General features: G+C 64.0%; 21 protein-coding genes. 9 read left to right on the forward strand and 12 right to left on the reverse strand.

Going from position 1 to position 24,737, the window contains the following annotated elements:
* Positions 1-2 precede the first annotated feature (2 nt).
* The 3 genes from JJC00_RS03065 to fahA all read left to right on the forward strand — a co-directional run bounded on the left by JJC00_RS03065 (position 3) and on the right by fahA (position 3,765).
* The gene (locus JJC00_RS03065; protein ID WP_200471291.1) at positions 3-959 is read left to right on the forward strand and encodes an MBL fold metallo-hydrolase; all 957 of its coding nucleotides are present in this window, start codon (positions 3-5) and stop codon (positions 957-959) included.
* Between the two features lie 2 nt (positions 960-961).
* Complete coding sequence (hmgA, locus tag JJC00_RS03070) at positions 962-2,308, forward strand: homogentisate 1,2-dioxygenase (RefSeq protein WP_200471292.1); 1,347 nt, start codon at positions 962-964, stop codon at positions 2,306-2,308.
* A gap of 182 nt (positions 2,309-2,490) precedes the next feature.
* Positions 2,491-3,765, forward strand: coding sequence for a fumarylacetoacetase (gene fahA, locus JJC00_RS03075; RefSeq protein ID WP_200471293.1), 1,275 nt, complete (start codon positions 2,491-2,493; stop codon positions 3,763-3,765).
* A 213-nt stretch (positions 3,766-3,978) separates the two neighbouring features.
* Here fahA and JJC00_RS03080 read toward each other — a convergent pair whose 3' ends face one another.
* Both JJC00_RS03080 and JJC00_RS03085 read right to left on the reverse strand, forming a co-directional pair.
* Entirely contained in the window at positions 3,979-4,290 is a 312-nt protein-coding gene (locus JJC00_RS03080) for a DUF1272 domain-containing protein (RefSeq protein ID WP_200471294.1), read from the reverse strand.
* A gap of 74 nt (positions 4,291-4,364) precedes the next feature.
* Positions 4,365-4,844 (reverse strand): Lrp/AsnC family transcriptional regulator, encoded by a 480-nt coding sequence (locus JJC00_RS03085; protein ID WP_200471295.1) that lies wholly within the window; start codon positions 4,842-4,844, stop codon positions 4,365-4,367.
* A 122-nt stretch (positions 4,845-4,966) separates the two neighbouring features.
* On the opposite strand from JJC00_RS03085, the gene hppD reads away from it, so the two are divergent.
* Complete coding sequence (gene hppD / locus JJC00_RS03090; RefSeq protein ID WP_200471296.1) at positions 4,967-6,085, forward strand: 4-hydroxyphenylpyruvate dioxygenase; 1,119 nt, start codon at positions 4,967-4,969, stop codon at positions 6,083-6,085.
* A 98-nt stretch (positions 6,086-6,183) separates the two neighbouring features.
* On the opposite strand, the gene JJC00_RS03095 is transcribed toward hppD, so the two are convergent.
* The 4 genes from JJC00_RS03095 to JJC00_RS03110 form a co-directional block, all read right to left on the reverse strand.
* Positions 6,184-7,290 carry a CaiB/BaiF CoA transferase family protein gene (locus tag JJC00_RS03095; protein WP_200471297.1) on the reverse strand — a complete coding sequence of 369 codons (1,107 nt, stop codon included), beginning with the start codon at positions 7,288-7,290 and terminating at the stop codon, positions 6,184-6,186.
* 200 nt (positions 7,291-7,490) lie between these two features.
* Entirely contained in the window at positions 7,491-8,291 is an 801-nt protein-coding gene (locus JJC00_RS03100) for an FAD binding domain-containing protein (protein ID WP_200471298.1), read from the reverse strand.
* Between the two features lie 12 nt (positions 8,292-8,303).
* Positions 8,304-10,646, reverse strand: coding sequence for a xanthine dehydrogenase family protein molybdopterin-binding subunit (locus JJC00_RS03105; RefSeq protein ID WP_200471299.1), 2,343 nt, complete (start codon positions 10,644-10,646; stop codon positions 8,304-8,306).
* Positions 10,647-10,730: 84 nt separating this feature from the next.
* Positions 10,731-11,216 carry a (2Fe-2S)-binding protein gene (locus JJC00_RS03110; RefSeq protein WP_200471300.1) on the reverse strand — a complete coding sequence of 162 codons (486 nt, stop codon included), beginning with the start codon at positions 11,214-11,216 and terminating at the stop codon, positions 10,731-10,733.
* A 241-nt stretch (positions 11,217-11,457) separates the two neighbouring features.
* Between JJC00_RS03110 and JJC00_RS03115 the strand changes: the two genes are divergently transcribed.
* Both JJC00_RS03115 and JJC00_RS03120 read left to right on the forward strand, forming a co-directional pair.
* The gene (locus JJC00_RS03115) at positions 11,458-13,497 is read left to right on the forward strand and encodes a methyl-accepting chemotaxis protein (protein WP_200471301.1); all 2,040 of its coding nucleotides are present in this window, start codon (positions 11,458-11,460) and stop codon (positions 13,495-13,497) included.
* 138 nt (positions 13,498-13,635) lie between these two features.
* Positions 13,636-15,669, forward strand: coding sequence for a methyl-accepting chemotaxis protein (locus JJC00_RS03120; protein WP_246774074.1), 2,034 nt, complete (start codon positions 13,636-13,638; stop codon positions 15,667-15,669).
* A gap of 35 nt (positions 15,670-15,704) precedes the next feature.
* Here JJC00_RS03120 and JJC00_RS03125 read toward each other — a convergent pair whose 3' ends face one another.
* A complete protein-coding gene (locus JJC00_RS03125) occupies positions 15,705-16,076 on the reverse strand; it encodes a DUF3175 domain-containing protein (protein WP_200471303.1) in 372 nt (123 codons plus the stop codon).
* A 128-nt stretch (positions 16,077-16,204) separates the two neighbouring features.
* On the opposite strand from JJC00_RS03125, the gene JJC00_RS03130 reads away from it, so the two are divergent.
* The 3 genes from JJC00_RS03130 (at position 16,205) to JJC00_RS03140 (ending at position 20,255) form a co-directional block, all read left to right on the forward strand.
* Positions 16,205-17,692 (forward strand): MFS transporter, encoded by a 1,488-nt coding sequence (locus JJC00_RS03130; protein WP_200471304.1) that lies wholly within the window; start codon positions 16,205-16,207, stop codon positions 17,690-17,692.
* Between the two features lie 3 nt (positions 17,693-17,695).
* The gene (otsB, locus tag JJC00_RS03135) at positions 17,696-18,553 is read left to right on the forward strand and encodes a trehalose-phosphatase (protein WP_200471305.1); all 858 of its coding nucleotides are present in this window, start codon (positions 17,696-17,698) and stop codon (positions 18,551-18,553) included.
* Between the two features lie 238 nt (positions 18,554-18,791).
* Positions 18,792-20,255, forward strand: coding sequence for a trehalose-6-phosphate synthase (locus JJC00_RS03140; protein WP_200471306.1), 1,464 nt, complete (start codon positions 18,792-18,794; stop codon positions 20,253-20,255).
* Positions 20,256-20,439: 184 nt separating this feature from the next.
* Here the strand turns inward: JJC00_RS03140 and JJC00_RS03145 are convergent, their stop codons facing one another.
* The 5 genes from JJC00_RS03145 to JJC00_RS03165 form a co-directional block, all read right to left on the reverse strand.
* Positions 20,440-21,414, reverse strand: coding sequence for a hypothetical protein (locus tag JJC00_RS03145; protein WP_200471307.1), 975 nt, complete (start codon positions 21,412-21,414; stop codon positions 20,440-20,442).
* A gap of 84 nt (positions 21,415-21,498) precedes the next feature.
* Positions 21,499-22,065, reverse strand: coding sequence for a thioredoxin family protein (locus JJC00_RS03150; RefSeq protein ID WP_200471308.1), 567 nt, complete (start codon positions 22,063-22,065; stop codon positions 21,499-21,501).
* A 30-nt stretch (positions 22,066-22,095) separates the two neighbouring features.
* Positions 22,096-22,794, reverse strand: a complete 699-nt coding sequence (locus tag JJC00_RS03155) for a cytochrome c biogenesis CcdA family protein (protein WP_200471309.1) — start codon at positions 22,792-22,794, stop codon at positions 22,096-22,098.
* A gap of 315 nt (positions 22,795-23,109) precedes the next feature.
* On the reverse strand, positions 23,110-23,721 hold the full coding sequence (locus JJC00_RS03160) for a sigma-70 family RNA polymerase sigma factor (RefSeq protein ID WP_045005847.1): 612 nt from the start codon (positions 23,719-23,721) through the stop codon (positions 23,110-23,112).
* 254 nt (positions 23,722-23,975) lie between these two features.
* Positions 23,976-24,713, reverse strand: coding sequence for a response regulator (locus JJC00_RS03165; protein WP_200471310.1), 738 nt, complete (start codon positions 24,711-24,713; stop codon positions 23,976-23,978).
* Between the last annotated feature and the right edge of the window lie 24 nt (positions 24,714-24,737).

Genomic DNA, 24,737 nt, shown 5'->3' on the forward strand with positions numbered 1-24,737 from the left:
AGATGGCGAAGAACTTCGCATCCACCGGCGATCTCTCCGAGAAGAAGATCACCTTCTCCGAGATCGGCACCGATCTCTACGCCTTCACCGCCGAGGGCGATCCGAACACGGCCATCATCGTCGGCGACGACGGCTGCCTCGTGTTCGACGCGCAGGCGACGCCGGCGATGGCGAACAAGGTGATCGAGCGCGTCAAAGCCGTCACCGACAAGCCGATCAAATATGTGGTGCTGTCGCATTATCACGCCGTGCGCGTGCTCGGCGCCTCCGCCTACAAGGCGCAAGGCATCGTTGCCTCGCAGGAGACCTATCGTCTGATCGAGGAGCGCGGCCAGCAGGACTGGGATTCCGAGTATGGCCGTTTTCCTCGCCTGTTCCAGGATGCCCAAAGCATTCCCGGTCTGACCTGGCCGACGCTGACCTTCGAAGGCGAGATGTCGATCTATCTCGGCAAGCGTGAGGTGCGGCTGATGCAACTCGGCGCCGGCCACACCTCCGGCGATATCGTCGCCTGGGTGCCGGATGCCGAAGTCATGTTTTCCGGCGATCTCATCGAATACCACTCGGCCTGCTATTGCGGCGACGCGCATTTGCGCGAATGGCCGCTGACGCTGAACGAGATTCGCAACTTCAACCCCAAGGCGATCGCGCCGGGTCGCGGCGATGCGCTCAAGGGCACAGCCACCGTGCGCGAAGCCATCGCGATGACGCGCGACTTCGTCACGTCGCTCTATGGCGCGGCTGAGGTCTCCGTCGCCAGGGGCCGCACGCTGAAGGAATCGATGGCCGCGACGCGCGAGGTGATGGATCCGAAATTCCACAGCTTCGCCATCTACGAGCACTGCCTGCCGTTCAACGTGTCGCGTGCCTATGACGAGGCATCGGGGATCGACGATCCCGTGATCTGGACCGACAAGCGCGACCAGGAAATGTGGGCGGCCCTGCAAGGAGGAGGATAGTCATGAACATCAATACCTCGCCTGATCAGATCATCCGAAGTACGGCCCAGGTGACGCCAGGCTACATGTCCGGCTTCGGCAACAGCTTTGAGACCGAAGCGCTGCCCGGCGCGTTGCCGATCGGCCGCAACTCGCCGCAGCGCTGCGCCTACGGGCTTTATGCCGAGCAGCTCTCGGGCTCGCCCTTCACCGCGCCGCGCGGGACCAATGAGCGTTCCTGGCTCTATCGTATTCGTCCCTCGGTGAAGCATTCCGGTCGCTTCGAGAAGGCGGATGCCGGCCTGTGGCGCTCGGCGCCGTGCCATGAATCCGATCTCCCCATCGCGCAGCTGCGCTGGGATCCGGCGCCGATCCCGAAGGAGGACATGACTTTCCTGCAGGGCGTGCAGACCATGACGACGGCGGGTGACGTCAACACCCAGGCCGGCATGGCCGCGCATGTCTATCTCATCACCAAGTCGATGGTGGACCAGCACTTCTACAATGCCGACGGCGAGATGATCTTCGTGCTGCAGCAGGGCAATCTGCGCGTCGTCACTGAGTTCGGCCGCATCGACGCCGAGCCCGGCGAGATCGTTGTGATCCCGCGTGGCGTGAAATTCCGTGTCGAGATTTCAAATGGTCCGGCGCGCGGCTATCTCTGCGAAAACTATGGCGGCGCCTTCACGCTGCCGGAGCGCGGGCCGATCGGCGCCAACTGCCTTGCCAACGCGCGGGACTTCCTGACGCCCGTTGCTTGCTACGAGGACAAGGACACGCCGACCGAGTTGTTCGTGAAATGGGGCGGGTCATTGTTCAAGACGCAGCTCGGCCATTCGCCGATCGACGTCGTCGCCTGGCACGGCAATTACGCGCCTTACAAATACGATCTGCGCACCTTCTCGCCGGTCGGCGCGATCGGGTTCGACCATCCCGATCCCTCGATCTTCACGGTGCTGACCTCGCCCTCGGAGACCGCGGGCACCGCGAATATCGACTTCGTCATCTTCCCCGAGCGCTGGCTGGTGGCCGACAATACCTTCCGGCCGCCCTGGTATCACATGAACATCATGAGCGAGTTCATGGGGCTGATCTACGGCGTCTACGACGCCAAGCCGCAGGGCTTTGTCCCCGGTGGCATCAGCCTGCACAATTGCATGCTGCCGCACGGCCCCGATCGCGATGCCTTCGAGCACGCCAGCAACGGCGAGCTGAAGCCGGTGAAGCTGACCGGCACCATGGCCTTCATGTTCGAGACCCGCTACCCGCAGCGCGTGACAGCGCATGCGGCGAATGCGTCGACGCTGCAGGACGATTACGCGGATTGCTGGAAGGGACTGGAGAAGCGGTTCGATCCGAACAGGCCGTAATGTTCTTTCCCTCTCCCCTTCTTGTGGGAGAGGGTGGCTCGCCGTGTAGCGGCGAGACGGGTGAGGGGTTTCTCTCCCCGCGAGAGCCTCTCGCAGTACGACTCGCAGATGCAAACCCCTCATCCGGCGCTTCGCGCCACCTTCTCCCGCAGGGGGAGAAGGAAGAAAGAATCGAGCCGAAAGTGTCAACGCACCCCAACGACCCCAGCCTCCGCTCCTTCATCGACATCGATCCTGCCTCCGACTTCCCGATCCAGAACCTGCCCTATGGCGTGTTCTCGACCGCGGCCGATCCGACGCCGCGGGTCGGCGTTGCGATCGGCAATTACGTGCTCGATCTCTGGGAGCTTGAGCAGGACTCCCGGCTCGATGTCGGCCCGCTCGGCGTGTTCTCCGGCCCCTCGCTCAATCCCTTCATGGCGCTCGGGCCGAAAGTCTGGACCAGGACGCGGGCGCGGATCAGCGAGCTGCTGCGCCACGATCATCCGGAGCTGCGCGACAATGAGGAGCTGCGCAAGCAGGCGCTGGTGCCGGTGCGCGACGCCAAGCTGCATCTGCCGTTCGCGGTTTCCGGCTACACCGACTTCTATTCGTCTAGGGAGCACGCCACCAATGTCGGCGTGATGTTCCGCGGCAAGGACAACGCGCTGCAGCCGAACTGGCTGCATATGCCGATCGCCTATAACGGCCGTGCCTCCACCGTCGTGGTCTCGGGTACGAAAGTGAAGCGTCCACGCGGGCAGTTGAAGCCGCCGAATGTGGACGTGCCGAGCTTCGGACCGTGCAAGCGGCTCGATTTCGAGCTGGAGATGGGTGTGGTGGTCGGCCAGCCCTCGCCGATGGGCGGCATGCTGACGGAGAGCCAGGCCGAAGAGATGATCTTCGGCTTCGTGCTGCTCAACGACTGGAGCGCGCGCGACATCCAGCAATGGGAATATGTGCCGCTCGGCCCGTTCCTGGCGAAAGCGTTCGCGACCTCGATCAGTCCCTGGGTGGTGACGCGCGAGGCGCTGGAGCCGTTCCGCTTGAACGGGCCGGAGCAGGAGCCGGTGCCGCTGGATTATCTCAAGCAGGCGAGGCCGCATAACTACGATGTCGAGCTCGACGTCTCCTTGCGCAGCGCCGGCGTCAACGCGCCCGCCGGCATCAGCCGGACCAACTTCAAATACATGTACTGGTCGTCGGTGCAGCAGCTGATCCACCACGCTTCCTCAGGATGCGCGATGAATGTCGGCGATCTCTTGGGGAGCGGCACCATCTCCGGTCCGCAGAAGAACCAGCGCGGCAGTTTGCTGGAGATCAGCTGGAACGGCACTGAGCCGGTCGAGCTGCCCGGTGGGGTAAAGCGCTCATTCGTGGAAGATGGCGACAGCCTTGTCATGCGTGGCTGGTGCCAGGGCAACGGCTACCGCGTCGGGTTCGGCGAGGTCGAGGGGACGATTTTGGCGGCGGAGTAGGCTCCGTCGCTGCCACATACTCCGTCATTGCGAGTTGAGCACCGGCCAGACGGCCGACCCCTCTGGATGAAAATGGGTGATTGCTCCTGACGGAGTCGGCTGGAACTCACCCACTTTCTTCTTAGCGCAGCGAAGCAATCCAGAATCTCTCCACGGAGGGATGCTGGATTGCTTCGTCGCAAGGGCTCCTCGCAATGACGGTGTGGAGAGAGCCTACCGCCTCTCCGGCGGCACGTCCCTGACCCTCGCGCAATGTGCAGCGACGTCTTCGACGCTGTATTTCAAATGTACCCGCTTGTCGGACGGCGCCTGCTTGCTCGTGCACACGCCCGGTCTCCATTCCTGCGCTGGCCTGATCGGGCGTGGGGCAAAACCGCCGCCGCAATTCGGGCAGACGTTGAAGAGTTTTGTCTCCACGCAGTCCGCACAGAACGTGCATTCATAGGAGCAGATCCGCGCATCCGTCGCATGAGGCGGCAGGTCGCGGTCGCAATATTCGCAGTTCGGTCGAAGCTGGAGGGCCATGGTTGAATCTCCGAAAGCTGGCCGGGATCATCGCAGACCGTGTGCACAGCGCGAATGGCGTAGTTCCCTCGATTTCAGCCAGCCTTGATTTCCTTGAGCGGTAGCCGCGAGCTTTCCTTGAGCCGGTCGAGCACGATCGAGGAGCGCACATGCGCCACGCTCTGGTGCGGCATCAGCACGTCGTTGACGAGGTTGGAGAGCCCCTTGAGGTCGCGCAGCACGGCCTTCAGCACGTAGTCGGCGTCGCCCGTGAGCGAATAGGCTTCCTGGATCTCGTCGATCCGGTTCACCAGCGCGCGAAAGCGTTTTGAGTTGTCCGGCGAGTGGGTCGCAAGCCCGACCTGGATGAAAGCGATCACGCCGAAGCCGAGCGCCTCGCTGGAGAGGTCGGCGTGATAGCCGGCGATGACCTGCTCTTCCTCCAGCCGCATTCGCCGGCGCGAGCATTGCGAGGCCGAGAGGCCGGCCAGCTCGGCAAGCTCCTGGTTGGTGAGGCGACCGTCGTCCTGGAGTGCGCCCAGGATCTTGAGGTCGAAGGCATCCAGAGAAATCATGCGCTATTTGCCCATTCCATGCACGGATCGTGCATAGGATAGTCAAAACGCGTCCTATTTGCACGCTCATTGTGCGTCCCCTGAAGGATAGTTCATCCCAGCAGCAAACTTGGGAGAGCACCATGGGTCCGTTTCCGCACGATGCACCGCCGGCCACGATCACCGCCGACAATCCGATGGGCACCGACGGCTTCGAGTTCGTCGAATATGCCCATCCCAATCCGCAAGAGCTGCATGACCTGTTCAAGCTGATGGGCTATGCGCCCGTCGCGCGCCACAGAACTAAGAAGATCACGGTCTATCGTCAGGGCGACATCAACTATCTCGTCAACGAGGAGCCCGGCACCCACGGCTACGACTTCGTTGCCGCGCACGGTCCCTGCGCGCCGTCGATGGCGTTCCGCGTGGTCGATGCGAAGGTGGCCTATGACCGGGCGATCTCGCTCGGTGCGGAGCCTGCGGAGGCGTTATCCGCACAGAAGACGCTCGATGTCCCCGCGATCAAGGGAATCGGCGGCAGCCTGCTCTATTTCGTCGATCGCTATGGGGCCAAGGGCTCGGCCTATGATGCCGAGTTCGAATGGCTCGGCGCGCGTGATCCGTGTCCTGCCGGCGCCGGTCTGTTCTATCTCGATCACCTCACCCACAACGTCCATCGCGGCCGCATGGATGTCTGGACCGGCTTTTACGAGAAGCTCTTCAACTTCCGGCAGATCCGCTTCTTCGACATCGAGGGCCGCGCCTCCGGCCTATTTTCGCGCGCGCTGACGAGCCCGGACGGCAAGATCCGGATTCCCATCAACGAGGACGCCGGCGATTCCGGCCAGATCGAGGAATATCTGACGATCTATCGCGGCGAGGGCATTCAGCACATCGCCTGCGGCTGCCGCGACATCCACCGCACCATCGAGGGCCTGCGCGAGGCCGGGCTGCCCTTCATGCCGTCGCCGCCGAACACCTATTTCGAGCGGATCGACGCGCGCCTGCCCAAGCACGGCGAGGACGTCGCGCGCTTGCAGAAGAACGGCATCCTGATCGACGGTGAAGGCGTCGTTGACGGCGGTCAGACCAAGGTGCTGCTGCAGATCTTCTCGGCCAATGCGATCGGCCCGATCTTCTTCGAGTTCATCCAGCGCAAGGGTGACGACGGCTTTGGCGAGGGCAACTTCAAGGCCCTGTTCGAGTCGATCGAGGAAGACCAGATCCGGCGCGGGGTGTTGAAGGTGGAGGATGCGGCCTGAACCGTCATTCCGGGCGCGCGCCAGCGCGAACCCGGAATCTCGACCTCGCAATCTCCAGATTCCGGGTTCGCTCGCGTCGCGAGCGCCCCGGAATGACATCAGCGCTTCCACGCGTTCATCACCGCGCCGATCTCCGCGCCTTCCGGCTCGCGCACCGCTGACGGCGTACGCGAGAAGCGCGGCGCCGGCGCGGGCTGTTTCACGCCGTGGCGCTCGATGAAGACATCGCGGGCGACCATGTGCGGATGCTCGGTTGCTTCCGACATGGTCAGCACCGGCGCGAAGCAGATGTCGCTGCCTTCCATGATCTTGCACCAGTCCTCGCGCGTCTTGCGCTTGAACACGGCCTTGAGCTTCTCCTTCAGCGCGGGCCAGGCACTGGGGTCCATCTGCGCGTCGAAGTCGGCATCTAGCAGGCCCGCGTGCTCGCGCAGCAGCGCGTAGAACTGCGGTTCGATCGAGCCGATCGAGACGAAATGGCCGCAGGCGCATTCATAGACGCCGTAGAAGTGGGCGCCGCCGTCGAGGAAATTCCGGTTGCGGCCCTCGGTCCAGCGGCCGATCGTTTTCATGTCGAAGAAGAACGACATCAGCGATGCCGCGCCGTCGCACATCGCGGCGTCGACCACCTGGCCCTTGCCGGACTTTGATGCTTCCAGCAGTGCAGCGAGCACGCCGACGACGAGATAGAGCGCGCCGCCGCCGAAGTCGCCGACCAGATTGAGCGGCGGCACTGGCGCTTCCTTAGGTCCGATCGCGGCGAGCGCACCGGTGATCGAGATGTAGTTGATGTCATGGCCGGCGGCATTCGCCAGCGGGCCTTCCTGGCCCCAGCCGGTCATGCGGCCGTAGACGAGCTTTGGATTGCGCGCGAGCACGACATCGGGGCCGAGGCCGAGGCGTTCCATCACGCCGGGACGAAAACCTTCGACCAGCGCGTCGGCGCTGGCGAGCAGGTCGAGCACCTGCGCGATTGCGGTCTTGTCCTTGAGATCGAGCTCGATCACCTTGCGACCGCGGCCCGCCACCGACTTCATGCTCTTCTTCGCGCCGACGCGGTCGAGCGTGACGACATCGGCGCCCATGTCGGCCAGCATCATGCAGGCGAACGGGCCCGGTCCGATGCCGGCGAATTCGACGACGCGGAAGCCCGCGAGCGGGCCGGTGGTGCGGACGGACGTGTTCTGGGCTGGTTTGTCGAGCACGTTGTTGTTCCTCGGGTCGCGGGCGGATGCCGACGGTTCGGCAGGCGCGTCGGACGTTCCTCTCTGGAGCGAGTTAATTGGCTGATTAACTTTTCTCGCCTTCGCGCCGGCGAGGCAAGCGGTTTTCATGCATCGGCGCATCAAAAAAGCGGCGCGCATTGCTGCGCGCCGCGGAAGATTTGTGTTGAGGCGCTGCGATGTCAGCCGGCGGCAGCCACCGCGCGCTGCGCCATTACCTTGACGAGGTTGGCGCGGTACTCGGCCGTGCCGTGGATGTCGGCCAGCAATCCACTTGCGGGAATGCTGACGTTGTCCAGTGCCGACGGCGACCAATTCGCTTTCAACGCAGCCTCAATGGCGCCCACGCGCATCACGCCGCTCTGCGAAGCGCCGGTCGCGGCGACGCGGATCTCGCCCGACTTCGTCTGCGCGACGAACACGGCGGTCAGCGCGAAGCGCGAAGCGGGATGCCGCATCTTGGCATAGCCCGCTTTCGCCGGAACCGGGAACGACACGGCGGTGATGATCTCGCCGTCTTCAAGCGCCGTCGTGAACAGGCCCTTGAAGAAGTCCTCGGCCAAGATCGACCGCTTGTTGGTCTTCACGGTGGCGCCGAGCGCGAGCAGCGCGGCCGGATAATCCGCGGCCGGATCGTTGTTGGCGATCGAGCCGCCGATCGTGCCGCGGTAGCGCACGGCGGGATCGCCGATCAGCGATGCCAGATAGGCGAGCGCGGGGATCGCCTTCTTCGCGGCCTCGCTGGTCGCGACGTCGTAATGCGGCGTGGCGGCCTTGATGGTCAGCGTATCGCCGGAGGCCTCGACGCCGATCAGTTCCTTGATGTTGCCGAGGTCGATGACGTCGGAGGGGCTCGCGAGCCGCTGCTTCATCACCGGCAGCAGCGTCTGGCCGCCAGCGATGAACTGTGCTTCGCTGCCCTTTGCGAAGAGAGAGGCAGCCTCATCGACTGACGAGGCGCGATGATAAGTGGTCTGATACATCTTTCTCTCCTCTCAAGCCGCGTGGATCGTGCGCCACACCCGATCCGGGGTTGCGGGCATTTCCAGGTTGTTCTTGCCGATCGCGTCCGTGATCGCGTTGATCACGGCCGCGGAGGCGCCGATTGCGCCGGCCTCACCGCAACCCTTGATGCCGAGCGGATTGCCCGGGCACAGCGTCGTGGTGTGCGAGAGGTTGAACGAGGGCAGGTCGTCGGCGCGCGGCATGGAGTAGTCCATGAACGAAGCCGTGACCGGCTGGCCGTTGGCATCGTAGATGGCGTGCTCGAGCAGTGCTTGTCCGATGCCCTGGGCAAGGCCGCCATGGACCTGGCCTTCGACGATCATCGGGTTGATCAGCCGGCCGAAATCGTCGGCTGCGACGAAGTTGACGAAGGAGGTCTTGCCCGTGCCGGGATCGACCTCGAGCTCGCAGATATAGGCGCCGGCGGGGAAGGTGAAGTTGGAGGGGTCGTAGAAGGCGCTCTCCTTCAGGCCCGGCTCCATCCCGTCAGGCAGATTGTGCGCGGTGTAGGCTGCGAGCGCGACCATCGGCAGGGCGATCGCCTTGTCGGTGCCCGTCACCTTGAACTCGCCGTTCTCGATGACGATGTCGGCCTCGGAGGCCTCCAGCGCATGCGCGGCGATCTTCTTGGCCTTGGATTCCATCTTCTCCATGGCCTTCAGAATCGCGGTGAGACCGACGGCCGCGGAGCGCGAGCCGTAGGTGCCCATGCCGAACTGCACCTTGTCGGTGTCGCCATGGACGATCGAGATCTGGCTGATGGGAACGCCCAAGCGCTCCGCAACGAGCTGGCAGAAGGTGGTCTCGTGACCCTGGCCGTGGCTGTGCGAGCCCGTGAGGATCTCGATGGTACCGACCGGGTTGACGCGCACTTCGGCCGATTCCCACAGGCCGACGCCGGCGCCGAGACTACCGACGGCCTTTGACGGCGCGATGCCGCAGGCCTCGATGTAGCAGGATACGCCGATGCCGCGCAGCTTGCCTTGCGACTTGGCTTGCGCCTTGCGGGCGGCGAAGCCGGCATAGTCGATCGCCTTCATCACGGCGTCGAGAGAGGCATTAAAGTCGCCGGTGTCATAGGCCATGATCACCGGCGTCTGGTGCGGGAACTGGGTGATGAAGTTGGTCCGGCGCAGCTGGGCCGGATCGACCTTGAGCTGCCGCGCCGCCGTCTCCATCAACCGTTCGATCAGATAGCTCGCCTCGGGGCGGCCCGCGCCGCGATAGGCGTCGACCGGCGTGGTGTTGGTGTAGACCCCGACCACCTCGGCATGGATCGCCGGGATGTTGTACTGGCCCGACAGCAGCGTTGCGTAGAGATAGGTCGGCACCGACGACGAGAACAGCGACATATAGGCGCCGAAATTCGCGTAGGTCTTCACCTTCAAGCCGGTGATCTTGTTGTTGGCGTCGAACGCCATCTCGGCATGGGTCACGTGGTCGCGGCCATGTGCGTCGGTGAGGAAGGCTTCGGTGCGGTCGCCGGTCCATTTCACGGGGCGGCCGACTTTCTTCGAGGCCCACAGGGCCACCATCTCTTCCGGATAGATGAAGATCTTCGAGCCGAAGCCGCCGCCGACGTCGGGCGCGATCACGCGCAGCTTGTGCTCGGGGGCGATGTTGTAGAACGCCGACAGCACGAGACGGGCGACGTGCGGGTTCTGCGACGTCGTATAGAGCGTGAAGTGCTCTTCCGCCGCGTCGTAATCGGCAATCGCCGCGCGCGGCTCCATCGCGTTCGGCGCGAGACGGTTGTTGGTGACGTCGAGCTTCACGACGTTGGCGGCCTTGGCGAAGGCGGCGTCCGTTGCACCCTCGTCGCCGATCACCCAGTCATAAACCTGGTTGCCGGGGGCTTCGGGATGGAGCTGCGGCGCGCCGGCCTTGATCGCAGCGTGAATGTCGGCGACCACCGGAAGCTCTTCATAATCCACGACCACGGCCTCGGCCGCGTCGCGCGCGAGATTTTTGCTGTCGGCGATCACGACCGCGACGGCCTGGCCGACGAAGCGCACGGTCTCCGGCGCCATCGCCGGCCATGCGCCCATCTTCATCGGGCTGCCGTCCTTGGAGGTGATGGCCCAGCCGCAGATGAGGTTGCCGACCTTGTCGTCGACCAGCTCTTGCCCGGTGAGCACCGCGACCACGCCCGGCATCTTCAGCGCGGCGGAAGAGTCGATCTTCTTCACCTTGGCGTGCGCGTGCGGGCTGCGGATGAAATGGGCATGGGTCATGCCCAGCAATTTGATGTCGTCGACGTACCGGCCCTTGCCGGTAATGAAACGCTTGTCTTCCTTGCGCACGACGCGCGCGCCGATGCCTTCAACACCCATGTCTGGTCCTCCCGACCGGAATTGCTTTGACTGCGCTTTCCCTCGAAAGCTGCAGCGGTGGTTCGTCTTTCGAGGCGCGCCGTTTTACTCGGCCGCCTGCGAGACCTTCATGCGTCCGGCTGCGTCCAGCACGGCTTTGACGATGTTGTGGTAGCCGGTGCAGCGGCAGATATTGCCTTCGAGCTCGTGGCGGACCGTGGTCTCGTCGAGCTCGCCACCATGGCGGTGCACGATGTCGATCGCCGACATGATCATGCCCGGCGTGCAATAGCCGCACTGCAGGCCGTGATTGTCGCGGAAGGCAGCCTGCATCGGATGCAACTCGTCGCCCTTGGCGATGCCTTCGATCGTGGTGACGTTGGCGCCGTCAGCCTGACCCGCCAGCATGGTGCAGGACTTCACCGCCTTGCCGTCCATATGCACGACGCAAGCGCCGCACTGGCTGGTGTCGCAGCCGACATGGGTTCCGGTGAGGTTAAGATGGTCGCGCAGGAGATGGACCAGCAGCGTGCGGTCCTCGACGTCGACAGCAACGGCCTTGCCGTTCACCGTCAGTTTGACTGTAGACACAGAAAGTACCTCCCGGGATTGATTTTGATTGTTTCTAATTAGAGACCGCGCCCCCCGGACTTGGCAACTAGGATTTTGGCCGCCCCGGCCGGTCCGGTCGGCCTTTGGCCGACAACGCCCTGGATTGCGCCAGCGCGACGAATTTACCGCCCTTTATCCATTGTGCCTTAGTTTTACGCATCCGGATCTGGGGGCGGGGCGCCTCCGGATTGCGGCTGAAGAGCATAAATGGGGGTTGGGAATGTCCGGGCGTATCGCGTCGCCGTCCAAGCGCAGCATGTTTCCGACCCTCCGGTTCCGTGCCAAGATCGTCCTCGGCTTTGCCGCCGTGCTGGTGATCTCCGCCGGCAGCATGGCCTTCGCCTATTTCGGCTTCGAGCGGGTCTCATCCGACGTCGGGTCCTATCGCTCGAGCGTCTCGGAGGCCGATCTCGCCCGCAACATCGACCGCGAGCTGCTCGGCTACCGTTCGGCCGTCAAATATTTCGTCGTCACCGGCAAGGAAGATGACGCCAAGGCGGCGCTCGATGCCGAAGCCAGCCTGAAGAGCGCGATCGACCAGGCCGTCAAGAGCGCCAAGGCCCCGGCACGGCAGGACAGCCTCGACAAGCTCGCCAAGGAGTTTGCGAATTTCTCCGCGACCTTCGCCAAGGTCCTCCAGGCCAAGCGCGACAGCACGCTGCTGGTGCAGAACCAGCTGTCGCGCAACGCCAATCTCCTGAAATACAAGCTCGACGATATCGGCAACAACGCCTCCGACTCCGAGGCCCAGGCCATCGAATTCGGCACCAAGCAGGTCAACGCCCAGTTCCAGACCGCAAGCGCGGCGGCGACCAATTTCGTGCTGACGTCCGACCAGGCGACCGCGACCAGCGCACTGGCGCGGCTGAAATTCGTCGAGAATTCGCTCGGCGCGGTCTATTCCATGGACGACAAGATCGTCGCCGGCCTGAAGGACGCCAAGACCATCCTCGTCGCCTATCGCGACGCGCTTGAAAAGCTGATCGCCAACGCCAAGTTGGTCGATGACCTCGTCACCGAGATGAGCGGCTCGGCGGGCGCGATCCTTCGGGGCGCCTCTGCCATGAAGGCGGACCTGGTCGCCGAACAGCAGCGGCTGGATTCGGAGTCGGAAGCGACCATCGGGAAGACCGAGCAACTGGTGCTGATGCTCGCCGTCGGCGGCACGCTGCTCGGCGCGATCCTCGCTTTCCTGCTCGGCACCGGCATCTCACGGCCGATGATCGCGATGTGCAAGGCGATGCGTGAACTGGCCTCGGGCAATTTCGACGTCGTGCTGCCGGGCCTCGGCCGCAAGGACGAGATCGGCGAGATGGCCGGTGCGGTCGAGGAGTTCAAGGTTCAGGCGGTCGCCAAGGCCGAGCGGGATGCCGCCGCCAGCGAAGCCCAGAACAGGGAGGCGAGCTCTGCCCGCCGCGGCGAGCTGATCCGCTTTGCCGATGATTTCGAGAGCGCCGTCGGTGCCATCGTCTCGAACGTCTCGGCCTCCGCCGTGCAGCTCGAATCCTCGGCCTCCACGCTGACCCGTACCGCTGAGACCACGCAGACGCTGTCGAGCCAGGTCGCCGGCGTCTCCGAGCAGGCCTCGAGCAACATGCAGTCGGTCGCAACCGCCACGGAAGAGCTCTCGGCCTCGGTCGAAGAGATCGGTCGTCAGGTCCGCGATTCCAGCCGGATCGCCGAAGCCGCCGTGGTGCAGGCCAAGGAGACTGATGGCCGCATCGGAAAATTGTCGCATGCCGCCCAGCAGATCGGCGAGGTCGTCAAGCTGATCACGGCGATCGCTGAGCAGACCAATCTTCTGGCACTCAACGCCACCATCGAGGCGGCGCGCGCTGGTGAAGCCGGCCGCGGCTTTGCCGTGGTCGCGAGCGAAGTGAAGTCGTTGGCGAGCCAGACCGCCAAAGCGACGGACGAGATTTCCTCGCACATCACAGGCATGCAGGGCGCGACCGCCGAGTCGGTTGCCGCGATCAAGGAGATCGGCGCGACCATCGGCAAGATCTCGTCGATCTCGACCTCCATCGCCAGCGCGGTGGAAGAGCAGGGCGCCGCGACCCAGGAGATCGCCCGCAGCGTCCAGAACGTCGCCCAGGGTACCCAGACCGCCGCCACCGACATCGGCCAGGTCAACCGCGGCGCCGCCGAAACCGGCTCGGCCTCGGAAGAGGTGCTGAACTCGGCGAAGACGCTCTCCAGCGAAAGCACCCGTCTCCGCGCCGAGCTCGATCGGTTCATGGCGAATATCCGGGCGGCATAGGGACCGGGTCGGGCCCGCAAGTTGCGGCGCGGTAAATTTACCGCAGCTTATCCTTTGCCATTTACCGTGCATTTGAGTCGGGGAGCGGGCTGCTTCCCGGCTGCGCCTGGTTTTCCGCGAATGGAATGGGGTGGGGGAATGTCCGTGACGTCGAAGCCGAGCTCATCGAAGCTCTTCACCTTGCGTTTTCGTGCAAAAATCATCCTCGGCTTCGTGGCGGTGCTGGCCATCCTCGCCGTCAGCATGGCATTTGCCTATTTCGGCTTCGAGCGAATCGCAGGCGCCGTCGCCTCCTACCGGACCAGCGTGGCGGAAGCAGACCTGGCGCGGACCATCGATCGCGAATTGATCGGCTATCAGGGGCTGACCCGGGCCTACACGCTGACCGGCGCCGCAGACGACGAAACGGCGGCGAAAACGGCCGAGGAGAATCTCAAGGCAGCGATCGCCAAGTCGATGTCGGCCACGACAGGCGCGGCGCGTCGCGAGCAGGTCAGCAAGCTCGAGGCCGAGTTCCAGCGCTTCGCAAAGGTTTTCGGCGAGATCATCACGCTGACGCGTGAGAACAACAAAATTGCGACCGACGAGCTCAACAGCGTCGGCAACAAGATCCGCTTCAAGTTCGACGACCTCGCGGATACCGCGGCGCTTGCCGGGCTCGCATCGGTCCAGACCACGGCCAAGGACATCACCTCGCAATATCTCGCGGTCTCCACCTCGGTCAGCTCCTTCGTCGCCAAGCCGGAGCCGAAAACCGCCGACGGCGTGGTCGCCCGCATCAAGTTCCTGGAGACGCTGCTGGTCTCGATCTATGCCAACGACCAGAAGATTACCGACCGTGTCACCGAGATCGGTGGTCTGCTGAAGCAATATCGCACGTCGTTTGCAAAGCTCTCAGACAACGTGAAAATCATCGTCAAGTCGAACGGCGAGATGACCAAGACGGCCGCGTCCATCCTCAAGCTCTCGGGCGAGTTGCGGTCGGACCTGTCGGCCGATCAGCAGCGCATCGAGGCGAGCGCCAACGTGACGATCGGGGAGACCGAGCGGCTGATGCTGATGCTGGCGCTGGGTGGTCTTGCTGTCGGCGCGGTGCTGGCCCTGATGCTCGGCAATGGCATCTCGCGGCCGATGATCGCGATGTGCAAGGCGATGCGCGAGCTGGCCTCGGGCAATTTCGACGTCGTGCTGCCGGGCCTCGGCCGCAAGGACGAGATCGGCGAAATGGCCGGTGCGGTCGAGGAGTTCAAGGTTCAGGCCGTGGCCAAGGCCGAGCGCGATGCCGCCGCCAGCGAAGCCCAGAACAAGGAGCAGGCAGCCAGCCGCCGCGGCGAGCTGATCCGCTTTGCCGATGATTTCGAGAGCGCCGTCGGTGCCATCGTGTCGAATGTCTCGGCCTCCGCCGTGCAGCTCGAATCTTCGGCTTCCACGCTGACCCGCACCGCTGAGACCACGCAGACGCTGTCGAGCCAGGTCGCCGGCGTCTCCGAGCAGGCCTCGAGCAACATGCAGTCGGTGGCAACCGCCACGGAAGAGCTCTCGGCCTCGGTCGAGGAGATCGGTCGTCAGGTCCGCGATTCCAGCCGGATCGCCGAAGCCGCCGTCACGCAGGCCAAGGAAACCGACAGCCGCATCGGCAAACTGTCGCATGCCGCCCAGCAGATCGGCGAGGTGGTCAAGTTGATCACGGCGATCGCCGAGCAGACCAATCTTCTGGCACTCAACGCCACCATCGAAGCGGCCCGCGCTGGTGAAGCCGGCCGCGGCTTTGCGGTGGTCGCGAGCGAAGTGAAGTCGCTGGCGAGCCAGACGGCGAAAGCCACCGACGAGATTTCGTCGCACATCACAGGGATGCAGGGCGCCACTGCCGAATCGGTCGCCGCGATCAAGGAGATCGGCGCCACCATCGGCCAGATCTCGTCGATCTCGACCTCGATTGCGAGTGCCGTCGAGCAGCAGGGCGCCGCGACGCAGGAGATCGCCCGCAGCGTCCAGACCGTCGCCCTGGGCACCCAGACCGCTGCCACCGACATCGGCCAAGTCAACCGCGGCGCCGCCGAAACCGGCTCGGCCTCGGAAGAGGTGCTGAACTCGGCGAAGACGCTGTCGAGCGAAAGTACCCGGTTGCGTGCCGAACTCGACCGCTTCATGGCGAACATCCGGGCGGCGTAGGTTCTCTCCATTGTCGTCCTGGCGAACGGATCGTCTCACTCCCTCCCGAACGCCCGCTTCAACTCCACCTTCGCCTTCTCCAGCCGCTCACGCTGCGTCTTCGGCAACGTCTTGCCGGCGCGATTGATATAGAACGTCAGCATCGACAGCGCCGAGCGATAGGCGCCGGTCTTGCGGCGCGTGCTGTGCTCGGCGGAGCGCTTCAGCGAGGCCGCGATCCGTTTCGGGCTCGTAAGCTTGAACACGCCGCGCTTGAGGTCGAGCGCGTCGCTCTCCTTTGTCACACGCTGCGACCAGCGTTTTGGCGTGGCGCGCTTTGTGCTCTTGCGTGTGGTGCTGCGCCTTGCGCTGGTCTTCTTGCGGCTCGCGGTTTTGCGCGAATGTGTCGTCTTTCTGACATGAGCCATGCGTCAACTCCTTGCGGCTCCAGCAGAAACGGCCGGCATTCGGCGCCGTTCCTAAGGGAACCAGCCCTTGCCGCGGACGTTGTCGCAGGTGGCAGGCGGAATGCCGCACCCCATGACCCAGCAACGCAATGGAATTGCAGCAGAGCCCAGCGCTGAATGATGGACCTGCAGTCTCGCCGGCGGCTGCGACCGATCGCATCGTCGAGACCAGCATCCCCGCGCGGCTCGACGCGCTGTCCTGGAGCGGCTTTCACACCCGTGTGGTGCTGGCGCTTGGGATCACCTGGATTCTCGACGGGCTTGAGGTGACGTTGGCCGGGGCGCTCTCGGGCGCGCTGAAGCAGAGCCCGACGCTGCACTTTTCCAATCTGGATCTCGGTATCGCCAACTCCGCCTACCTTGCAGGCGCCGTCCTTGGCGCGCTCGGCTTTGGCTGGCTGACCGATCGCATCGGCCGCAAAAAACTGTTCTTCATCACGCTCGCACTCTATCTCTCCGCGACGGCTGCGACCGCACTGTCCTGGGATATCGCAAGCTATGCGCTGTTCCGATTCCTGACGGGTGCCGGCATCGGCGGCGAATACACCGCGATCAACTCGACCATCCAGGAACTGGTACCCGCACGCTACCGCGGCTGGACTGATTTGGTCATTAACGGCAGTTTCTGGATCGGCGCGGCGATGGGCGCGGTCGCAGCCATCGTGCTGCTTGACCCCGCGGTGATCGACCCCGACCTCGGCTGGCGTCTTGCCTATCTCATCGGCGCAACCATCGGTCTCGTCGTGCTTTTGATGCGGATGTGGATCCCGGAAAGCCCGCGCTGGCTGATGATCCATGGCCGCCCGGACCAGGCCCACAAGATCGTCGACGACATTGAGCGCTCTGTGATCGGACACGACCAGGACGTGGGCGGCACTCGATTCCCCAAGGTGCGCCTGAAGATGCGCGATCACACCCCGATCAGCGAGGTCGTGCACACGCTGTTCTTCACCTATCGTCAGCGCGCGCTGGTCGGCCTCGTGCTGATGGTCGCGCAGGCCTTCTTCTACAACGCGATCTTCTTCACTTTCGCGCTGGTGCTGACCGATTTCTACGGCATCAGCGCCGATCATGTCGGCTGGTACCTACTGCCGTTCGCGGCCGGAAACTTCCTCGGGCCGCTGCTGCTCGGCCGTCTGTTCGACACGTTGGGCCGCCGCGCCATGATCATGTTCACCTATGGCGTCTCGGGCCTGCTGCTGGCGGTGTCGGGTTATCTGTTCTCGATCGGCGCGCTGAGCGCGCAGGGGCAGACCATCGCCTGGATGGTGATCTTCTTCTTTGCCTCGCCTGCGGCGAGTGCCGCCTATCTCACGGTGAGCGAAACATTCCCGCTCGAAGTTCGCGCGCTGGCGATCGCCGTGTTTTATGCGGTGGGCACCGGCATCGGCGGCGTCGTAGGCCCGGCGCTGTTCGGCGTCCTGATCGACACGGGATCACGCAACAGCGTGTTCGCCGGCTATTTGCTGGGGGCCTTCCTGATGATCGCGGCTGCGATCGTGGCGTGGCGCTATGCCATCTCCGCGGAGCGTCAATCGCTCGAACAAGTCGCGCGGCCGCTCGCCTTTATGGAGTAGACTATGAACTCGGAACTCGCTGAACTGGACCAGAAACACACCATGTCCGTCGATGAAACGCCCGACGCCGTGCCAGTGCCGCATGCACTCGTGCCGCATCTCGACGAGACCGCGATCCTGCTCGATATCGACGGCACGCTGCTCGATTTGATGCCGACGCCGCGCGAGGTGTGGGTGCCGCCGGGCTTGTCGGAAACGCTGAACCGGTTGACCGAGCGCACCTCGGGCGCGTTGGCCATGGTCAGCGGCCGCTCGCTCAACGACATCGATTTGATCTTTGCGCCCGATGTGTTTCGCGCCGTCGCTGGTCACGGTGCGGAAATGCGGCTGTCGATCGGCAATGAAGCCGACGACGTGCACGCGCCGCCGATGGATAAGGAGCTGAAGCGGCGCCTGGCCGCAATCGCAAAGCTCAGCCCCGGCATTCTGCTCGAGGACAAGGGCTATTCGCTGGCGCTGCATTACCGCCTCGCGCCGCATGCGGAGAAGGCGATCTACGAAGCCGTTTCGCTGATCCGCGCCGATCTGCCCAATGCGCCGATCGAGGTGCTGCCCGGCAAGTTCGTCTGCGAGATCAAGCATTCCGGTTTCACCAAGGCGACCGGCGTGCGCGAGCTGATGAAGCATGAGCCCTTCAAGGGGCGCCGTCCGATCTTCATCGGCGACGACGTCACCGACGAAACCGTGTTCGCGATCATGCCCGACATGAACGGGCTTTCCTTCTCGGTCGGCCGTCGCGCCATCGGCGTCAACGGTCACTTTGATGCGCCGAACGACGTGCGTGCGTTCCTCGCGCGCCTGCTCGACGATACAAGGCTGGAAGACGATCCAAGGTTGGAAGACGATACAAGGTTGGAATAAGGCACCGTCATCGCAGAGCCACATTGTTACGCGCGCGCAGTCCCATTGCGGGCGTAGCTTGTGCTTCGTGAACTGACGCCAAGACTTTCTTTCCCAAGTGAAAAACGCCGGGTTCCCTCGAAGAAAACGAGTTCCAACGCGCGCGCCTGACTTTGGTTTCATTTCGTAGAAATGATGACAGGAACCATATTGATGAACGGCAGTTAAACGGGGTGGAATGAACAGGAGGGGACGACCTGTGAATTTAGTCGTCGTTTCGAATCGAGTTGCGCGCGGTAAACCCAACGAGCCCATGACGGGCGGCCTTGCTGCGGCATTGCTTCCTGTCGTGGAGCATTCGGGTGCCATCTGGGTGGGTTCCTCCGGCCGCGTGCGCGACGGCCATCAGAAGGAACCGTTCGCCGAGATCGAGGCGCTGGGATCGGGTGCAATTGCGACGCTGGATCTGCCGGCGGCGCATTACGGCGGTTACTATGAAGGCTTCGCCAATTCGGCGCTGTGGCCGGCACTGCATTCGCGCAGCGACCTGATCCGCGTCTCGCGCGACGACTATGTCAGCTATCGCGAGGTCAACGCGTTCATGGCGCGTGCCTTGATGCGATTCCGCAAGCCGCGAACCGCATTCTGGGTGCAAGATTATCATTTCGTCGCGCTCGGCGCGGAGCTGCGCGATCTCGGCGTCGATGATCCGATCGGCTTCTTCCTGCACACGCCGTGGCCGGTCGCTGCGGTGATGCAGGGCGTGCCCAATCATCGCGAGTTGATCACCGCGATGCTGGCTTATGACTTGATCGGTTTTCAGACCGACGAAGATTGCCAGAACTTTCTCGGCTATGCCGGTGGCGAGCTCGGCCTCATCGTCGAGGACGGCATCGTGCTCTCGCAGCACGGACGAACGCGCTGCGAAGTGTTCCCGATCGGCATCGATGCGGAGAAGTTCGCAGCCTATGCCGCGAAGTCGGCGTCGCATCCGGACGTCTCGCGCCTGCGCCGCAGCCTCAACGGCGAGCGGCTCGCGATCGGCGTCGACCGGCTCGACTATTCCAAGGGCCTCGTCAACCGCATCAGCGCGTTCGACCGTCTCTGGACCGACCAGCCGCAGTTTGCGCGCAGCATCTCGCTGCTGCAGATCGCCAACCCGTCGCGTGGCGCGATCGAAGCGTATGGCAATCTCCAGAACGAGGTCGCGCGCCTCGTCACCGACGTCAACGGCCGCCACGGCGAGGTCGACTGGACGCCGATCCGCTATCTCAACAAGGGTTTTAGCCAGACCGTGCTGGCAGGCCTCTATCGCACCGCGCAGGTCGGCGTGGTGACGCCGCTGCATGACGGCATGAACCTTGTCGCCAAGGAATATATCGCCGCGCAAAACCCGGCCGATCCCGGCGTGCTGGTGCTGTCGAAATTCGCCGGTGCCGCCAACGAGCTCGAGACCGCGCTGCTGGTCAATCCGCACGACATCGACGGCATGGCCCGCGCCATTGCGGTCGCCGCCGCGATGCCGCTCACCGAGCGCAAGATGCGCTGGGACGCGATGATGAAGACGTTGCGCGGCCACACTATCCAGCAATGGTCGTCGGATTTCGTCGCGGGGCTGGAGAAGTGCCGTACTGAGAAGGTTGCGACCGCCCCGCTCGCCGCGCAGCCACCGCAAGCCCTGCGCTGGCTGAAGTCGGCGATCTCAGGTGTGCGGTTGATCTAGAGCGTTTTCGAGCGAAGTGGATACCGGTTCGCGTCAAGAAAACGCGTCAAAACAAGAATCTAGAGCCCCGTTCCGATTCCATCGGAACGGAAATGGCTCTAGTCCCTCTCTCCGTTCTGACGGTCGCCTGCGGGAGAGGTGATCGAGCCCGCGGCCAGACCACTCGTGTCAACATGCACCGATATCAGATCTGGCTGGCCTTCGGCCCGATCCCGAGCCGCCGGACGATTTCGGCGCCCACGGCGCGGGCTTCGTTGCGCGAGCCGATCCGGGGGCTGCCAAACCGGCGTCCGGACTGCAATCGGATCGTCACGATGCAGTGCTCATCCTCGGACCGGCCGCGGCGTTCGACCGCGATCGCCTTCACGTCGTGCCCCTCGATATGGTCCGCGCGCGGCTGGCCGTTGCCCCACAGGCGCTCGACGCGGATATCGCCCTCGCGAATGATCCAGAAGGCGCCGGTCACGAGATTGGCGAATCGGTAGACCGCGAAAGCTGCGATCACGCCAAGCGGCAGCAGCATGATGTCGATCAGATTGGGCGGCAATCCCCGCCAGAGCTTGTAGGCATAGGGTGCGACACTCAGCGCGACGGCGATCAGGGCCGCGATCCGGATGTCTCGCTGCGAAAACGGCTCGACCGGTTCGCCAAGACGCATCTCGGGATTGCTGGCATCGAGCGGATTGACCGGCGCCTCGACGTCGGGAACGTCGAATTGCGCGGCGATCCGCGCCACGGTGTCGCGAACATGCGTGACGTCTGCGAGGGGCGGGGAGATCAGGCGCTCGCCTGAGGCGAGCGTGAAGGCCAGCTGGAAGCGGGCTTTTGCGGTTTTGCTGCCGGGAACCTGAAGTCCTGTGATGTCGTCTTTCGCGACGATCCTGGTCTGGAGCTTCCCGAACGGACGTTGCCGTCCGATCAAGATTTCGTCGGGCGTGATGATCCACACCACGGCCGGGGTCAGCATGACGACGCCGACGAACGCTGCGCCCGCCAGCAGCGCGACCACGGAGATCATCACCTCCAGCGCATCGTGCGTGAACAGGCCCGGCGTGAAGCAAAGCGCGACGGCCGCCGCAGAGCCGGCCACGACGAGCCGCTGCGCGATCGAGGAGCCTTCGCGAAGGCGGATGTCGTTGCTGGTGGTCGCGTCGTCCATTGCGGCGGCTGATTTCGAGGCTGCGAAACTCCACGGACGGGTCCGTGGAGTCAAGCAACAACGGTAACGCCGCCGGATGTGCAATCAACTGTTGGCGTTCAGCAGCTTGGCCACGGTGCGGTCGATCTCGTCGTAGCGGCCTTCGCCTTCGTGCTGGAACACGATCTTGCCGCTCTGGTCGATGATGTATTGCGCCGGCCAATATTGGTTGCGGTAGGCGTTCCAGGTCTTGGAATCATTGTCCTGCGCCACCGGATAGGTGATGCCGTGCCGCTTCAGCGCGGCCTGCACGTTGGACGCCGAGCGCTCGAACGGGAATTCCGGCGTGTGCACGCCGACCACGACGAGGCCCTTATCCTTGTACTTGGCATAGAGGTCGGTGACGTGCGGCAGCGTGTTGACGCAGTTGACGCAGCCATAGGTCCAGAAGTCGACCAGCACGACCTTGCCGCGCAAATCGGCGATGTTGAGTGGCTTCGAGTTGAACCAGTTGCTGATACCGGCGAAGTCGGGTGCGGTCGCCGCTTGGCTGGCGGCCGCAACCTTGACCGGCGCCGCGGGCGTGGCCTCGTCGCAGATGCCGGGGATGACGGCGCCGGTCGCGGCGAAGCCAATCAGTGCGGCGGAGACGGCGAGCAGTTTGAAAGTCATGGAAGCGTCCTCCGTTGAGATATGAAGCGATCACAGGCCGACCTGGCCGGTGGGATAGAAGCCGGTGAGCCACGCCACGATCAGCGTGTCGTATTGGAAGTAGGCGGCGAGCGCGAAGGCGATCACGATCACGCCGAAGCCCTGCTGCAGCCGCGGCGAGATGCGGGCGAGGCTGCGCACGCGCGTGGTCGCGGCCTGCCCGCCATAGGCGATCGCCAGCATCGGGATCGCCGCACCGATCGCGTAGGCGACCAGCAGCGTGCCGGCCCAGGCCAGGTTCTTCGAGGTCGCGACCAGTGTCAGGATCGAGCCGAGCACGGGGCCGGCGCATGGCGTCCAGACCAGGCCGAGCGTGGTGCCGAGCACGAGGCCGCCGAGCGCGCCCTCGTGCTGCACGCCGCCGGCAGCGCCGAGATTGAGCCAGCCATTGAGCCGGATCGACAGCCACTCGAACGGCGCCGGCCACAGCATCAACAGGCCAAAGCCGAGCAGCAGGATCGCCGCCGCCTCGCGCAGCACATTCGGATCGAAATCGAACAGCCGCGTCAGCGCGCCGAGCAGCAGCGCGACCGCAGAGAAAGAGGCGACGAAACCGAGCGCGATCATCGCGGGGCGCAGATGCGAGGAGCGCCCGATCGAGGCGCCGAGCAGGATCGGCAACATCGGCAGCGTGCAGGGCGCGGCGATGGTAAGGACACCGGCGAGGATGGCGAAGAGGAGTTCGAGCATGGGGCACTCGTGATGGAGTTCACGAGGGCAGTTCGGGATGGAGGCTGCGGTCGTTACGCGATGTCACGCGCTCGTGACAGGGGGCGGGCGGGGGCCCGCGGCGACAGCCCCCAAATAAAAACGACCCGGAGGGGGGCATCCCGTCCGGGTCGTTGGAGGTCTTGGGAGGCTTAAGCAAAACCGTATTGGTCTTTATAGGGACCAAGTTTTTCCGCCTGATGTTGTGCTTTGTTTCATTTGTTTCGTCGGCGGTAACGCTTTCGTGTCCCGGGACGGGGCTGGAAATCCGGCCCTATCCGATTGAAATCCTTGACCTTAGGCGGCGAAACGGTCGACGCCGCAACCCTTAAGCAAATCGGCGAGCTGCTTGCGGGCGTAGAACATCCGGGTCTTCACCGTGCTCTGGGGGATGCCGATGATCTGCCCGACCTCCTCCACCGACTTCTCATGGTAGTAGACGAGGGTGATGATCTCGCGATGTGCGGGCGACAGCTTTGCGACGCAGGCGCGCAGGATGGCGCTGGTGTCGCTGCGGTCGAGCGAAGTCTCGGGCGTGTCGCAACCATCTGGGATCTGGCGCACGTCTTCCTGGTCGATGTCCTCGAACCGGCGCTGGCGCATCGCGGTCAGCGCCTTGAAGCGGGCGATCGACAGCAGCCAGGTCGAGACCTGCGAGCGGCCCTGGAACTGGCCGGCGGTCCGCCACACGTCCAGAAATACCTGACTGACCAGATCTTCCGCCGTGGTGGCGTCGCGGACGATGCGCAGAATGAAGCGGTACACACGCACATTGTGACGGCAATAAAGGATGTGCATGGACGTCCGGTTGCCGTCGGCAATGCTTTCGAGAAGCATATCGTCCGAGGTCGCCTGAGCGGCAATGATGCTCTGGCTGGCTTGGGCGTTGATGGCGATGACGTTCGGCATTGACTTGGCTCCCCGGTGCGCCGCAACCGAGCGGCGTTTCCTTGGACCAAAGTGTTAATGAGCCAACGTTTCGGGACGTCTGCACGAAAAGCGGAAAATGGTTTCGTGCGCCGTCAAATTGTTTCGTCAAACAAATCGCGACGAAACATTCGGACCAAAAAAGCGTGCAATTTCAACGGTTGGAAAATGCGGTACTGCGGAGTTGGACTGGGGGGAACGAATTTTTGGGGCTTGCGTTTGGTGCCGCTCGCCCCTTACGCCTTCTCGCCCGCCGGCGAGAACAGATAGCCGCCGCCGCGGATGGTGCGGATCACGGCAGGCTTGGTCGGGTCGGGCTCGATCTTGCGGCGGATGCGCATGATGCGGAGGTCGACGGCGCGGTCGAACGCTTCGGCGTCGCGCGCATTGGCCAGCTCCAGCAGGCGCTCGCGCGACAGCACGCGCTTCGGATTCGCCGCGAACACTTTTAAGAGCCCGAATTCGGACGCGGTCAGCGGATGCTCGTTGCCTTCGTCATCGCGCAGGGCCTGGGCTTCGAGGTCGAGCCATTTGGTGCCGAAGCGCACCAATTGGTCCTTGTCCGATTTCGCGGGCGTCGCGTCGGCGCCAGCGGCTTTCGCCGGCGTGCTTCGCCGCAGCACCGAGCGGATGCGCGCCATCAGCTCGCGCAGCTCGCAGGGTTTTGCCACGTAATCGTCGGCGCCGAGCTCGAGACCGACGACGCGGTCGATCGGGCTCGCCGTCGCCGTGAGCATGATGACGGGAACGTTGATGCGGCTCTTGAGGTCGCGGATGATCGAGAGGCCGTCTTCCTCGGGCATGTTGAGGTCGAGCACGACGAGGTCGGGCATGCCGCCGTCGATCGCGGCGCGGAGCGACTTTCCGCCGTCGCACAGCGTCACGGTGAAGCCGTGCATCTTGAGGTAATCGCCGACCATCTCCCGGGCCGGGGCCTCATCGTCGACGATCATGATGTGCTGGCTTTGTGTCATGTCACTTCGGAATCTTGCAGATCT

The sequence above is a fragment of the Bradyrhizobium diazoefficiens genome, assembly GCF_016616885.1.
Classification (GTDB): Bacteria; Pseudomonadota; Alphaproteobacteria; order Rhizobiales; family Xanthobacteraceae; genus Bradyrhizobium; species Bradyrhizobium diazoefficiens_F.

Bases quoted from the DNA above. Each gene is read 5' to 3' on its own strand.
- JJC00_RS03065 (WP_200471291.1), top strand. From the start codon at position 3: ATGGCGAAGAACTTCGCATCCACCGGCGATCTCTCCGAGAAGAAGATC.
- hmgA (WP_200471292.1), top strand. From the start codon at position 962: ATGAACATCAATACCTCGCCTGATCAGATCATCCGAAGTACGGCCCAG.
- JJC00_RS03080 (WP_200471294.1), bottom strand. From the start codon at position 4,290: ATGGCCCTCCAGCTTCGACCGAACTGCGAATATTGCGACCGCGACCTG.
- JJC00_RS03085 (WP_200471295.1), bottom strand. From the start codon at position 4,844: ATGATTTCTCTGGATGCCTTCGACCTCAAGATCCTGGGCGCACTCCAG.
- hppD (WP_200471296.1), top strand. From the start codon at position 4,967: ATGGGTCCGTTTCCGCACGATGCACCGCCGGCCACGATCACCGCCGAC.
- JJC00_RS03100 (WP_200471298.1), bottom strand. From the start codon at position 8,291: ATGTATCAGACCACTTATCATCGCGCCTCGTCAGTCGATGAGGCTGCC.
- JJC00_RS03105 (WP_200471299.1), bottom strand. From the start codon at position 10,646: ATGGGTGTTGAAGGCATCGGCGCGCGCGTCGTGCGCAAGGAAGACAAG.
- JJC00_RS03115 (WP_200471301.1), top strand. From the start codon at position 11,458: ATGTCCGGGCGTATCGCGTCGCCGTCCAAGCGCAGCATGTTTCCGACC.
- JJC00_RS03120 (WP_246774074.1), top strand. From the start codon at position 13,636: ATGTCCGTGACGTCGAAGCCGAGCTCATCGAAGCTCTTCACCTTGCGT.
- JJC00_RS03125 (WP_200471303.1), bottom strand. From the start codon at position 16,076: ATGGCTCATGTCAGAAAGACGACACATTCGCGCAAAACCGCGAGCCGC.
- JJC00_RS03130 (WP_200471304.1), top strand. From the start codon at position 16,205: ATGGAATTGCAGCAGAGCCCAGCGCTGAATGATGGACCTGCAGTCTCG.
- otsB (WP_200471305.1), top strand. From the start codon at position 17,696: ATGAACTCGGAACTCGCTGAACTGGACCAGAAACACACCATGTCCGTC.
- JJC00_RS03145 (WP_200471307.1), bottom strand. From the start codon at position 21,414: ATGGACGACGCGACCACCAGCAACGACATCCGCCTTCGCGAAGGCTCC.
- JJC00_RS03150 (WP_200471308.1), bottom strand. From the start codon at position 22,065: ATGACTTTCAAACTGCTCGCCGTCTCCGCCGCACTGATTGGCTTCGCC.
- JJC00_RS03155 (WP_200471309.1), bottom strand. From the start codon at position 22,794: ATGCTCGAACTCCTCTTCGCCATCCTCGCCGGTGTCCTTACCATCGCC.
- JJC00_RS03160 (WP_045005847.1), bottom strand. From the start codon at position 23,721: ATGCCGAACGTCATCGCCATCAACGCCCAAGCCAGCCAGAGCATCATT.
- JJC00_RS03165 (WP_200471310.1), bottom strand. From the start codon at position 24,713: ATGACACAAAGCCAGCACATCATGATCGTCGACGATGAGGCCCCGGCC.